General features: G+C 72.5%; 12 protein-coding genes and 1 other RNA gene. 4 read left to right on the top strand and 9 right to left on the bottom strand.

Annotated elements, in window-relative coordinates; all coding sequences use genetic code 11:
- Positions 1-2: 2 nt before the first annotated feature.
- Complete coding sequence (locus AC07PU_RS29920) at positions 3-587, top strand: hypothetical protein (protein ID WP_495321962.1); 585 nt, start codon at positions 3-5, stop codon at positions 585-587.
- Positions 588-666: 79 nt separating this feature from the next.
- Here AC07PU_RS29920 and AC07PU_RS29915 read toward each other — a convergent pair whose 3' ends face one another.
- The 8 genes from AC07PU_RS29915 to AC07PU_RS29880 form a co-directional block, all read right to left on the bottom strand.
- The gene (locus AC07PU_RS29915) at positions 667-1,887 is read right to left on the bottom strand and encodes a multidrug effflux MFS transporter (protein WP_495321961.1); all 1,221 of its coding nucleotides are present in this window, start codon (positions 1,885-1,887) and stop codon (positions 667-669) included.
- Positions 1,884-3,371 carry an efflux transporter outer membrane subunit gene (locus tag AC07PU_RS29910; protein WP_495321960.1) on the bottom strand — a complete coding sequence of 496 codons (1,488 nt, stop codon included), beginning with the start codon at positions 3,369-3,371 and terminating at the stop codon, positions 1,884-1,886. The genes AC07PU_RS29915 and AC07PU_RS29910 overlap by 4 nt, the downstream gene beginning before the upstream one ends.
- Positions 3,371-4,342, bottom strand: coding sequence for an efflux RND transporter periplasmic adaptor subunit (locus AC07PU_RS29905; protein WP_495321959.1), 972 nt, complete (start codon positions 4,340-4,342; stop codon positions 3,371-3,373). Before AC07PU_RS29905 ends, AC07PU_RS29910 begins: the two co-directional genes overlap by 1 nt.
- Before the next feature lie 7 nt (positions 4,343-4,349).
- Positions 4,350-4,556: a DUF1656 domain-containing protein gene (locus AC07PU_RS29900; protein WP_209542553.1), complete on the bottom strand. Its 207-nt coding sequence runs from the start codon at positions 4,554-4,556 to the stop codon at positions 4,350-4,352.
- The gene (locus AC07PU_RS29895) at positions 4,553-6,721 is read right to left on the bottom strand and encodes an FUSC family protein (RefSeq protein ID WP_495321957.1); all 2,169 of its coding nucleotides are present in this window, start codon (positions 6,719-6,721) and stop codon (positions 4,553-4,555) included. The genes AC07PU_RS29900 and AC07PU_RS29895 overlap by 4 nt, the downstream gene beginning before the upstream one ends.
- Entirely contained in the window at positions 6,722-7,225 is a 504-nt protein-coding gene (locus AC07PU_RS29890) for a MarR family winged helix-turn-helix transcriptional regulator (RefSeq protein WP_495321955.1), read from the bottom strand.
- 133 nt (positions 7,226-7,358) lie between these two features.
- An RNA gene (gene rnpB, locus AC07PU_RS29885) (RNase P RNA component class A) lies at positions 7,359-7,716 on the bottom strand.
- Between the two features lie 33 nt (positions 7,717-7,749).
- Positions 7,750-8,547: an AraC family transcriptional regulator gene (locus tag AC07PU_RS29880; RefSeq protein WP_495321954.1), complete on the bottom strand. Its 798-nt coding sequence runs from the start codon at positions 8,545-8,547 to the stop codon at positions 7,750-7,752.
- A gap of 118 nt (positions 8,548-8,665) precedes the next feature.
- On the opposite strand from AC07PU_RS29880, the gene AC07PU_RS29875 reads away from it, so the two are divergent.
- Positions 8,666-9,562, top strand: coding sequence for a DMT family transporter (locus AC07PU_RS29875; RefSeq protein WP_093355554.1), 897 nt, complete (start codon positions 8,666-8,668; stop codon positions 9,560-9,562).
- 6 nt (positions 9,563-9,568) lie between these two features.
- On the opposite strand, the gene AC07PU_RS29870 is transcribed toward AC07PU_RS29875, so the two are convergent.
- Positions 9,569-10,519, bottom strand: a complete 951-nt coding sequence (locus tag AC07PU_RS29870; protein ID WP_495321953.1) for a cupin domain-containing protein — start codon at positions 10,517-10,519, stop codon at positions 9,569-9,571.
- A 99-nt stretch (positions 10,520-10,618) separates the two neighbouring features.
- Here AC07PU_RS29870 and tehA point away from each other — a divergent pair, with 99 nt between their 5' ends.
- Positions 10,619-11,629, top strand: coding sequence for a dicarboxylate transporter/tellurite-resistance protein TehA (gene tehA, locus AC07PU_RS29865; protein WP_495321952.1), 1,011 nt, complete (start codon positions 10,619-10,621; stop codon positions 11,627-11,629).
- A gap of 79 nt (positions 11,630-11,708) precedes the next feature.
- Positions 11,709-12,629, top strand: a complete 921-nt coding sequence (cysK, locus tag AC07PU_RS29860; protein ID WP_208508927.1) for a cysteine synthase A — start codon at positions 11,709-11,711, stop codon at positions 12,627-12,629.
- Positions 12,630-12,689: the final 60 nt, after the last annotated feature.

Raw genomic sequence — 12,689 nt, 5'->3', positions numbered from 1 at the left:
CCATGAAGTCCGGATCGACATCCGCCGCCGAGACCGTTCCCTTTCCGCGCCGCCTGAACGCCACCGTGGCAGCCCTGGCCTTCGCCTCGCTCGGCGGCTGCTCGGTGTTCGAGCCCCTGATGCCCGCGCCGGCGCCACCGGCCCCGCCCGCACCGCCGCCCGTGGTGTCGAAGGACGGCCTGGCGCCGATCACCGAGGACCAGGTCGAGCGCATCCGCGAGCAGATCGCCGCCAAGCCGCCGACCCCGGCCGTGGGCCGCGTGGTGCGCAGCGCCTCGCCGACCATCGAGTCGTTCCTGCGCACCGAGGGCTGCATCACCGCGCGCAACGGCGCGGTGCTCAATCCCTTCGCGGCGCCGGGCCGGCTGTTCGACGCCCAGGGCTTCCAGGGCGGCCCGATGGCGCAGATGCAGTACCACGACAAGACCGCCTGCGTGACCGTCAAGCGGATCCAGAACTGGAAGATGGTGTCGCCGAAGCTGCTGCGCTTCGAGGTGGTGTACGTGGGCGACGACGGCGAGGAGCGCGCGGTCAAGCACCACGAGCTGATGCGGCAGCCCAAGGGCGGGTGGTTGTTCGCGAAGTGAGTTCACAACCGTTCGGGCTGAGCCTGTCGAAGCCTTGCGCGAGGCTTCGACAAGCTCAGCCCGAACGGATGGGGATGGCTCAGCCCGAACGGATGGGAGTGGCCTTGCGCTGCGAACGCAGCGCGATCGCGAACGACAGCTGCGCCACGATCCCCGCCCCCGCGAGCACGATCGCCGAGGCCAGCGCGGGGTTGCGGTGCCCCATGCCCGCGAGCGCGGTGCACAGCGCGCCCACCGCCATCTGCGTGAAGCCGTAGAGGCCCGAGGCCGAGCCGATGATCTGCGGATTGACGCTGATCGCCTGCGTGAGCGCGGCCGGCGAGGCCATGCCGGCACCGACGGTGAACAGGAACATGGCGGCGACGATCAGCGGCACCGACAGGTGGTCGGTGAGCGCGGCGCCCAGCAGCACGAAGGCCGCGGCCACGCTGAGCGCGTTGGAACGGATCATGAGCCGGTCGACGCGCACGCGCGCGATCAGGTGGCTGGTGAGGAAGCTGCCGAGCCACACGCCCGAGACCAGGATGGCGAGGTAGAGGCCGGCCTCGTGCGCGGGCCGGTGCAACTGGTCGACGAAGATGAACGGCGCCGAGGCGATGAAGGCGTACATCGAGGTGGTGGCGCAGCCGCCGCCGATGGAGAAGCCGAGGAAGGCCGGCGAGCGCAGCAGCCGCGCGTAGTTGCGCGCGAGCGCGGGCGCGCTGACGGGCGCGCCGGGCCGGCCGGTCTCGGGCAGCAGGCGCCAGGTGAACAGCAGGCCGACGATGCCGAGCGCGAACAGGCCGTAGAAGATCGAGCGCCAGCCCAGGGCGGTGGCGAGTGCGCCGCCGACCAGCGGCGCGATGCTCGGGCCCACGGTCACCATCAGGTTCATCAGCGCGAGGCGGCGTGTCGCCTCCTGCGGCTCGGCGGTGTCGCGCACGATGCTGCGCCCGAGCACCAGGCCCGCGCAGCCGCCCATGGCCTGGAACAGCCGCGCGGCGATCAGCGCATGCACGTCGGGCGCGAGCGCGGCCGCCAGCCCCGCGACCGTGTAGAGGCCGAGGCCCGCGAGCATCACCGGCCGGCGGCCGAAGCGGTCGGCCAGCGGGCCGTACACCAGTTGCCCGACGGCCAGGCCGAAGATGTAGAGGCTCACCGTCATCTGCATCTCGCCGATGCCGGCACCGAGGCCGCGCGCGGCGATCGGCAGCGCGGGCACGAAGATGTGCATGGCCAGGGTGCCGCTGAAGGTGACGAGCGCGAGCAGCCACAGCGGCGCGTGCGCGGCGCGTGGCGCGGGGATGGCGTTCGCGTTCACTGCTTGCGTGCCTCGTTGCCGCTGGCCGCGAGGCGGTCGCCGTCGTCGGTCTCCCAGCCGCCGCCGAGCGCCATGAACAGCACGATCTGGTCGTCCGACAGCTGCGCCTCGCTGGCCGCCAGCGCGGCATCGCTCGCGGCCAGCGCGCGTTCGGCATCGAGCGTGTCGAGGTAGGCGGTGCGGCCGTTGCGGTAGAGCTGGCGCGCCTGCGCGGCGACGGTGGCGCTCTCGTCGCGCGCGGCCTGCAGCGCGGCGCGGCGGTCGAGTTCGCGCGCGTAGTTGCCGAGCGCCGACTCGGTCTCGCGCAGCGCGGTGAGCACGGTGCCGTCGAACTTCGCGAGCGCCGCGCGCGTGCCGGCCTCGGCCTGCGCGATGCGGGCCTGCGCGATGCCGGTGTTGGGCACGGTCCACGAGATCAGCGGGCCGAGGCTCCAGCCGAACGTGCCCTTGCGGCCGAAGTCCTCGGCCGGGCCGGCCGACGAGGCCGACAGGCCCAGCGTGATCTTCGGATAGAGGTCGGCCGTGGCGACGCCGATGCGCGCGGTGGCCTGGGCCAGGCTGCGCTCGGCCTGGCGGATGTCGGGCCGGCGGCGCAGCAGCGCGGCGCCGTCGCCCACCGGCACGGTGCCGGCCACGCGCGGCGGCACGGCGCAGTCGGCGAGCTCGCGCGGAAAGTCCTGCGGCAGTTCGCCCGTGAGCGTGGCGAGGCGGTAGAGCGCGTTCTGGCGCTCGGCCACGAGCGGCGGCAGCGCGGCCGTGAGCTGCTGCAGCTGCGCGCGGGCGCGGCCGGTGTCGAGCGCGCCGGCGCGGCCGGCCTCGTGCAGCTTCGCGGTGACGTCGACCGCCTCCTGCTGCAGCCGCACCGACTTCTGCGCGATCGACAGCCGCAGGCCCGTCGAGCAGGCCTCGGCATAGGCACGCGCGGTGCCGGCCGCGACGTTCACGCGCACCAGGTCGAGCGCGGCCGCGGCCGACGCGGTGCCGGCCTCGGCCGCCTCGGCGGCGCGACGGATCTGGCCGAACAGGTCGACCTGGTAGGACAGCGACAGGCCGCTGCTGTAGTTGAAGCGGTCCGGCGGTTCGTAGTCCTTCTGCAGCAGCTGCAGGCCCGAGACGTGGCCGAACGAGGGCCCGCCGTTCACGCCGATGACGGGACGCTTGCCGCCGGCCACCTCGGCCTCGATGGCGCGCTCGCGCTCGAGGTTGGCGACCGCCTGGCGCAGGTCGGTGTTGTGCGCGAGCGCCTGCTCCACCAGCCGGTCGAGCCGCGGGTCGCGGTACAGCCGCCACCAGTGCGGCGGCAGCGGCACGGCCTGCAGGCCGGCGGCGGGGTTGGCTTCGGCGAAGGGCCGGCCGGCGGCGGGCTGGCTCGCGATGGCCTCGTCGGGCTGGCGGTAGTCGGGGCCGACGCTGCCGCAGGCCGCGAGCGCCGCGGCGGCGGCCAGCGCGGCGATGCGCAGCACGGTGCGGGATGCGTTGGCCATCATCCTTCCTTCCTGGCGCCGGCCTTGGTCTCGGCATCGGCGGCGGTCTTCTCGCGCTGCGCCTGGGCCTGCTCGAGCACCTGCACCGTCACCGTCTGCCCCGCCACCAGCCGCGCGCCCGCGGGCAGCGGATCGAGCTTCACGCGCACCGGGATGCGCTGCGCGAGCCGCACCCAGTTGAAGGTGGGGTTCACGCTCGGCAGCAGGTTGGCGCTGGTCGAGCGGTCGCGGTCGGCGATGCCGGCGGCCACGCTCTCGACGGTGCCGCCGAGCACCGCGCCGCCGCCCATCGGCATGACGTGCACGCGGTCGCCGAGGTGGATGCGCGGCAGCTTGGTTTCCTCGAAATAGCCCTCGACGTAGAAGGAGCGCGCATCGACCAGCGCGAGCACCGGCCGGCCCGCGGCCGCGTAGCTGCCCTGGCGCAGGTCGAGGTTGGTGACCAGGCCGTCGGCCGGCGCGCGCACCTCGGCGCGCTGCAGGTTCAGCCGCGCCGAATCGAGCGCGACCTCGGCCTGCGCGACGGCGGCGCGCGCCTGCTCGACGCGCGCGCGGGTCTGTTCGCGCGCCTCCTGCGAGACCAGCGCCTCGAGCCCCGCGTTGCGCGTGTTCTCGCGCTGGGCCTGCGCGCTCATGGCGCGCTGCGCGGCGAGCGCGGCCTGGGCCTGGCGCACGGCCAGGTCGTAGCGCGCGCGGTCGACCTCGAACAGCAGGGTGCCGGCGGCCACCGACTGGTTGTCCTGCACCGGCACGGCCGTGACCAGGCCCGAGACGTCGGGCGCGATCTGGACCACGTTGGCGCGCACGCGGCCGTCGCGCGTCCAGGGCGCGAGCTCGTAGTGGTCCCACAGGCGCAAACCCGCCCAGACGGCGGCGGCCACCACGGCGGCGGTGACGAGGATGCGCAGCGCGCCGGCGGGCCAGGTGCGGGCGCCGGCCTTGTTGTTGTCGTTGGAAGTGTTGGCGGTCATGGTGTGGTCATTGCAGAGAGGACGTGGCGCGGCTCAGCGCATAGAGCAGCAGCAGGTAGAGCGCCATGTCGAACAGGGCCGGGTGCCAGACCCAGCGGTAGAGGCCGGTGGCGGCCAGCAGCCGGCGCACGCCCCACAGGGCGAGCAGCGCGGCACCGGCCAGCAGCATCAGCCAGGGCACGTAGAGGCCGTAGAAACTCGCTTCGCCGATCATCGGGACACTCCTTGCGCGGCAACAGGAACTGGAACGACGGAAGCCGCGCGCATCGGCGGCGCCTCCGGAAAGAGATTGCGGCGCAGTCCCACCAGCGCGGTGACGGCCGAGCGCGCGTCGGCACTCAACGTGCTCGCGGCGCCGAGCATCGAGGCCAGCGCCTCGTCGATGCGCGCCAAGAGGCTCGCGGGCCGCGCGGCCACGCGGCCACCGGCGCGCTGGCGGAAGAAGCGCGCGATGTCGCCGAGCAGCGCGCTCGCCGAGGCCAGCGGCAGCTGCGCGCGCACGCGCTGCAGCGCATCGATGTCGGCGCCCATGCGCAGGTCGCGCAGCGCGTCGTCGGCGGCCACGCCCTCGATGCGGCCGCCGGCCTGCGCGATGCGCGGTGCCAGCAGGCCGATGCGGTCGAGCATGCGCACCGCGTACGCGTCGCCGGGCACGCCACGGCGCTGGGCCGACGGCGACAGAGTCACGGGCGTGGCCGCGGCCGCACCGGCCATCTCGCCGAGCTCGCGCCAGGTGGCGCGCTGGATACGGCGCGCGCTCCAGTCGGCGCCCACCGAGCGCACCAGCCGCGTGACGAAGGCCGCGGCCACCACGCCGAAGACCTGGCCCAGCATGCTGTTGATGAAGCTCACGATGTCGGCGGTGGCGGTGTCGTGCATCGCCAGCGTGCCCGAGACGCCGAACAGCAGCGCCATCGCGGCCATGAAGTAGGCCGGCCGCGCCATGTACAGGCCCAGCGCCAGGAACACCGGCGCGCAGACCGCGACCAGCATGCCGAAGTCGTGCACCAGCGGCAGCAGCACCAGCACGTAGAGCGCGGAGATCGGGATCGACCACAGCGTCCACTTGAGGAAGCCCTGGATCGCGGGCACCGGGTCGTCCATGGTGGCGAAGAAGCAGCAGAAGACCGCGGCCATCATGGTGGCGGCCGAGCCCATCGACCAGCCGGTGAGGATCCAGAACGCGCCGCACAGGCAGATGGCGAGCACGGCCGCGAGCGCCGACAGCAGCGCCATGCCGCGGTCGAGGTGCAGCACGCGGTTGCCGAGCGCGGCGACGCGGCGCGGCGGCACCGCGCCCTTCAGGCCGTCGTCGATGTCGGCACGCAGCCGCGCGCAGGCGCGCCAGCCTTCGACCAGTTCCTCGAGCCGGCCCGCGAGCGCGATGCGCAGCGCGCGGCCCCAGGGAGAGATGGAAGCACCGGGTCGCGTGGCGGCGAGCGCGGCAAGGGTCGCGCGCAGGGCCTGCAGGCGCGCATCGTCCGAAGTGCCGGCGCCCTCCTCGCGCAGCCACTGCCCGGTCTGCGCGAGCAGCGCGGCCACGTCGGGCGCGATGGCGCCCTCGGCCTGCTCGAGCGCGAGCAGCCGGTCTTCGACCGCCGACAGCGCGGGCGTGAGCGCGGCCACGCGGTCCTGCATCGCGCGGATCGCGCCGGCGGTCCAGCGCAGGTGCGTGGTGTCGAAGGGCACGTGGGTCGACAGGATGCGCAGCTGCGTGATGTCGCCCGCGAGGCGGCGCCGGTCGTCGGCCAGGCGCTTGGGGTCGGCATCGGCGCGGCGCGCGGGCGTGCCCGTGGCGCTCGCGGGCGGCTGCAGCAGGTCGCCGAGCCACTTGCGCGCGTCCTGCAGGGTGCGGTCGAGCAGGCCCAGCACGGTGGGGCCCATGCCGGCCGGCAGCACCAGGCTGTGCAGCAGCGTGGCGCAGAAGATGCCCAGGCCGATCTCCTCGACGCGCGCGACGGCGGTGTCGAACAGCGCCTCTGGCGCCTGCACCGAGGGGAAGCCGATCAGCGCGGCGGTGTAGCCCGCGAGCATGAAGACGTAGGAGCGCGGCGTGCGGTCGAACAGCGAGATGCACAGGCACAGGCCGACCCACAGCGCGAGCACCAGCGTCAGCAGCTCGGGCGCGTTCGACAGCGCGGGCACCAGCAGCACGGTGGCGGTGCTGCCGATCAGCGTGCCGCAGAAGCGATAGACCGCCTTGGAGCGCACCGCGCCGGCCAGCGGATGGGCGACGACGTAGGTGGTCATCAAGGCCCAGAACGGACGCGGCAGGCCGGCGCGGCTGGCGAGGTACATCGCGAGCATCGCGGCGGCGAAGCTCTTGGTGGAGAAGACGATCTCGGCGCGGCTGAAGCGCGGCAGGCTCAACGAGGGCATCTAGCGTCGCCCCTCGGCCGGTGCGCCGCGGCCCAGCCGTTCCTCGAGCACCGCGAACACGCGCAGGCAGGCCGCGAGGTCCTCGTCGGACACGCCCTCGAACAGCGCGGCGCGCATCAGGCTCAGCGCGGCCTCGATGGGTTCGCAGGCGGCCTCGCCCGCGGGCGTGAGGTGCAGGGTCTTGGCGCGGCGGTCGGCCGGGTCCTCGCGGCGCTCGACATAGCCGGCCTCCACGAGCTGGTCGAGCGAGCGCACCAGCGAAGGTCCCTCGATGCCCAGTGCCTCGGCCAGCACGCCCTGGCGCACGCCCTGCTCCATGCGGCCGATCATCACCACCGGCCAGGCCAGGGTCTGCGACAGGCCCACGTGCGCGACCGCCTTGTCGGCCGCGGCGCGGTAGCCGCGCTGCAGGGTCGAGAACTGCATGCCGAGCTTCATCAGCGCGGCTTCGCGCGCTTCCTTTTTCTTCTTCCGGCCGGTGGGCGGCGTGACCGGTTCGGCCATGGCAAGGCTCCCAATTAGTTAGCTTGCTATCGATTATACGGGTTTACCCCAGATCGTGCCGGCCATGCCGACGGGCGGGTCATGCACCGCCTGGCATGACCCGACGAAGAACGTTGGGGAAGAAGAAAGAAAAGTGTGAAGCGCGCCGATAAGCCGGATTCTGTGCACCGGACATCCCTTGCGAAATGCCCGGCGTGACCGCCATTACTCTGGGCCGTCTGTCGCCAGACGGCTCGATGCCACCTACCCGCCAGCTCAGCGGAACCACCTCGATACTGGCCTACTTGGTGTTGCTGCGCGCAGAGATTGCCCGTTTCACCCGAACTGAATCGGCTCGTCTCTGTTGCTCTGATCCTCACCTCACGGTGGAGAGCCGTTAGCTCCTGCGCTGTCCTGTGCAGTCCGGACGTTCCTCCAGTGCGGTCTTTCGACGCGGTGCCCGAAGGCATCGCCCCTTGCGGGCTTGCACCAGCGGCGGTCTGGCACGCTTCACGGGGCGGATTATCGCCGCTTCGCGCATGCCCTCATCCCGCGATGCCGCAGAACTCGCGCCGGTACTGCTCCGGCGTCGTGCCCGCCTCGCGCTGGAACATCGCGATGAAGGCCGAGGCCGTGCTGTAGCCGAGGTCGAAGGCGATCTCCTGCACCGTGCGGCCGGCCTCCAGCGCATCGATGGCGCGCAGGAAGCGCAGCCGCTGGCGCCAGTCGCCGAAGGACATGCCGAGTTCGCGCTGGCACTGGCGCGCGAGCGTGCGCTCGGTCATGTGCACGCTCGCGGCCCACTCGGCCAGCGAGCGGTGGTCGCCGGGCTCGGCCTGCAGCGCCTCGAGCACGCCGACCAGCGCGGGCGAGGCGGCCGCGGGCAGGTAGCAGCGCAGCACCTCGGCGCGCGCGAGCTGGTCGACCACCACCTGCGCGAGCCGCAGGTCGGCCGGCGTGACGGGCTCGTTCACATCGCGCGCGGCGAAGTCGGCCAGCACGCTACGGATGATCGGGCTGATGCGCACGGTGCAGGGCCGCGTGGGCAGCTCGGCGCACAACGCGGGCACGATGTAGACGGTGCGGTAGACGACCGCATGGCGCAGCGTGCAGCTGTGCACCACCCGCGGCGGGATCCACACCGCGTACTGCGGCGGCGAGAGGAAGCGCAGGCCCTCGGCCTCCATCTGCATGGTGCCGTGCGCGGTGTAGTTGAGATGGCCCCAGCTGTGGCTGTGCGGCGCGGCCAGGGTGTCGGCGCCGAATTCGTCCCAGTTGAAATAGAACGGGCCGGGCTTGTGCTCCACGTCCTGGATCGACAGGTAGCGCGCGCGATCGGCCATGGCGGGGCGGTTCCTCGAAAGAGCGTCCGGAATTCCGGACCGGTTGTCCTGATCGAGCTATATGCCGCAGGACGGACGCACCGATGATAGCCCCGCCTCCTCCTGAAAGTCCTGTCCCATGTGGCCCTATGCCTTCCCCCTGCTCGCCGTCGTCATCTGGTCGGGCAACACCGTCGTCAGCAAGATGGCGGCCGGCACCATCGCGCCGGCCGAGATCAGCTTCTACCGCTGGCTGCTCGCGGCGCTGCTGTTCACGCCGCTGGCGCTGCGCCCGGTGCTGCGCAACTGGCGCGCGATCCGCCCGCAGCTGGGCCGCATCGCGGTGCTCGGCCTGCTGGGCATGGTGGTCTACCAGAGCCTCGCCTACTACGCGGCCTACCTGACCACGGCCACGCACATGGGGATCATCGGCTCGCTCACGCCGATGATGGTGCTGGCGCTGTCGATCCTGCTGCTGGGCCAGCGGCTCACGGCCGGCGCGGTGGCGGGCTCGCTGGTGTCGATCGCGGGCGTGGCGGTGGTGGTGTCCTCGGGCGACCTCGGCACGCTGCTCAAGAGCGGCGCCAACATGGGCGACGGCCTGATGCTGCTGGCGATGCTGGCCTATGCGGTCTACGTGATCCTGCTCAAGCGCTGGGGCATGAAGGAAGTGCCCGCGCTGCAGCTGCTCTACCTGCAGATCGTGTGCGCGGTGATCGTGCTGCTGCCGCTGTACCTGCTGACGCCGCGCATGGGCCTGTCGGCCGCCAACCTGCCGCTGATCGGCTTCGCGGGCCTCGGCGCCTCGATGCTCGCGCCGCTGGTGTGGATGCACACGGTGGCCCACATCGGACCGAGCCGCGCGAGCATGTTCTTCAACCTGATCCCGCTGTTCACCGCGCTGATCGCGGCGGCGGTGATCGGCGAATCGCTCGCGGCCTATCACGCGGTCGGCGGCGTGCTGACGGTGGCCGGCGTGCTGCTGGCCGAGTTGTGGAAGGCGCCGCTGCGGCGCCCGGTGCTGGCCGGGTCCTGAGGCGGTTCAGCTGGCCGCCGCGGCGCGCCGGAAGCGCCCTGGCGTGAGGCCCGCGTGGCGCGCGAAGGCGCGGTTGAACGCGGCCTCGGAGCGGTAGCCGACGGCCTCGCCGACCGAGGCCGTGTCCTGCCCGCCATGCGCGAGCAGGCGCGACGCGAGTTCCATGCGCAGGCTGGTCAGCAGTTCGAGCGGGCCGGTGCCCGTGCGGCGCGCGAACTCGCGCGCGAAGGTGGCGCGCGAGAGATGGCAGCGCTCGGCCAGCGAGGCCACGGTCCAGTCGTGCTGCGGCGCGTCGAGCATGGCCTTGAGCGCGCCCGCCAGCCGCGGGCTGGCCATGAGGCCCAGCACGCCCGAGAGCTCGGGCCGGGTGTCGAGGCAGGCGCGCACCGCCAGCGTGAACAGCGTGCCCGAGAGCTGCGCCACGATGGCCTGCGCACCGGCGTTCTGCTGCTCGATCTCGTGCGCCATCAGCCGCACCAGGCCCTGCAGCCAGCCGTACTCGGGCCGCTGGCCAAAGGGGATCACCAGCGGATCGGGCAGCGCCTCGAGCAGCGTGCTGCGGCGCCGGCCCGGGAACTCGAACTCGCCGCAGAGGATGTCGGTGTCGGCCTTCGCGGGGCGCGGCAGGTTGGTCTTGAGGTCGACCAGCTCGCCCTTGCGCAGGCGGATCGGGCGCATGTCCTCTTGCGGCTCTCGCGGCTGCGGCCCGAGCCCCGCGGTGCGCAGCACGTGCGCCTGGCCGTGCGGCAGGATCACGAGGCTGCCCTCCTCCAGCGGCAGCAGCGTGTTGCTGGCCGGCAGCCACAGCTCGCAGCGCCCGCGCATCAGGATGTGGAAGGGCGCGCGCCACGGGCCGATGGCCTCGTGCGGCGCGGCCCAGTCCTGGCCGAACAGGCAGCGCAGGTCCATGCGGCCGCGCGGGGCCAGCCAGTCGACGAGTTCGCTCAGGGCATCCATAGTGTGAGACGTTGGAGCAATTTTTTCAGCCGGATCGGCATTCAAAATCCTAGCACGCAGGCCTACAGTTGATTCACCGACTTCCACGAGGTGAACAGAATGACTTCCGATCTCGCCCCCACCGCCGCACCGGCCGCCGCATCGGCCCGCGGCCCGATTCCCGTCTCCTTCTTCAGCATCGCCGTCGGCCTGCTCGCGCTGGCCGCGGCCTGGCGCGTGGCGACGCCGCTGTGGCAGCTGCCGCCCGAGGCCGCGCAGGCCCTGACCTGGGCCGGCATCGCCGTGTGGCTGGTGCTGCTGGTGCTCTATGCCGCCAAGTGGCTGCGCCATCCCGACGAGGCGCGCGCCGAGCTCGAGCACCCGGTGCAGTCGTCGTTCGCGGCGCTGGGCCCGGTGGCCAGCATGCTGGCGGCGGTCGCGCTGCTGCCCTACGCACGCCCGGTGGCGCTGGCCTTGTTCGCGCTCGCGGTCACGGCGCAGCTCGCACTCGGCCTGCGGCTCTATGGCCGCACCTGGCAGGGCGGCCGCGCGCCGGCCTCGGTCACGCCCGCGATCTACCTGCCGGCGGTGGCGCAGAACTTCGTCGCCGGCACCGCGGCCGCGGCCTTCGGCTGGCCGCAGCTGGGCCTGCTGTTCTTCGGCGCGGGGCTGTTCTCTTGGCTCGCGCTCGAATCGCTGATCCTGCACCGCGCGGCCACGCAGGAGCCGCTGCCCGAGGCGCAGCGCCCGCTGCTGGGCATCCAGCTCGCGCCGGCCGTGGTCGGCGGCGGCACCTGGCTCGCGGTCAACGGCGGCGTGCCCGACCTGTTCGCGCAGATCCTGCTGGGCTACGGCCTCTACCAGGCCCTGCTGCTGCTGCGCCTGCTGCCGTGGATCTCGCGCCAGTCCTTCACGCCCGGCTACTGGGCCTTCAGCTTCGGCGTGGGCGCGCTGCCGACGCTGGCGATGCGGCTGGTGGCGGCCGGCGCCACGGGGCCGGTGCGCTGGCTCGCGCCGCTCTTGTTCGTGGCCGCCAACGCGATCATCGGACTCTTCGCGGCGAAGACCCTGGCGCTGCTGGTGCGCGGCCGGCTGCTGCCGAGCGTGCCGGTTGCAACACCTTCGCGCTGAAAGGTCCGCGGGCTGGTCTCACAATGCGCGCTGTCGTCGCGACAACCATCGAACCGAACGCATCCAAGGAGATCCATCCATGAAGGCCCAGAACATCCTCCAGACCATCGGCAACACGCCGCACGTGCGCATCCAGCGCCTGTTCGGCAACGCGAAGCAGCAGGTCTGGATCAAGGCCGAGCGCGCCAACCCCGGCGGCTCGATCAAGGACCGCATCGCGCTCGCGATGGTGGAGGACGCCGAGAAGAGCGGCGCGCTCAAGCCCGGCGGCACCATCGTCGAGCCCACCTCGGGCAACACCGGCATCGGCCTGGCGATGGTCGCGGCCGTCAAGGGCTACAAGCTGATCCTGGTGATGCCCGACAGCATGTCGGTGGAGCGCCGCCGGCTGATGCTGGCCTACGGCGCCACCTTCGACCTGACGCCGCGCGCGGGCGGCATGAAGGCCTCGATCGCGCGCGCCGAGGAGATCGTCGCTGGCACGCCCGGCGCCTGGATGCCGCAGCAGTTCAACAACCCGGCCAACGTCGAGGTGCACGTGCGCACCACGGCCGAGGAGATCGCGGCCGACTTCCCCGAGGGCATCGACGTGCTGATCACCGGCGTGGGCACCGGCGGCCACATCACCGGCGTGGCGCGCGTGCTCAAGAAGAAGTGGCCGAAGCTGCAGGTGTTCGCGGTCGAGCCCGTGGCCTCGCCCGTGATCTCGGGCGGCCAGCCCGCGCCGCACCCGATCCAGGGCATCGGCGCCGGCTTCATCCCGAAGAACCTCGACACCGCGCTGCTCGACGGCGTGCTGCAGGTCGATGCCGAACCCGCGCGCGAGATGGCGCGCCGCTGCGCCACCGAGGAAGGCATGCTGGTGGGCATCTCCTCGGGCGCCACGCTGGCGGCCATCGCGCAGAAGCTGCCCTCGCTGCCCGAGAACGCGGTGGTGCTGGGCTTCAACTACGACACGGGCGAGCGGTACCTGTCGGTCGAGGGCTTCCTGCCCGCCTGATCCCCTCGCGCGTTCCCCGTTGCGGCCAGCTATCCCTTTGATAGCGGCCCAACGCGTAAA

The sequence above is a fragment of the Variovorax sp. GW821-FHT10D07 genome (genome assembly GCF_059415325.1).
This window is presented reverse-complemented; position numbering and strand designations above follow the sequence as displayed.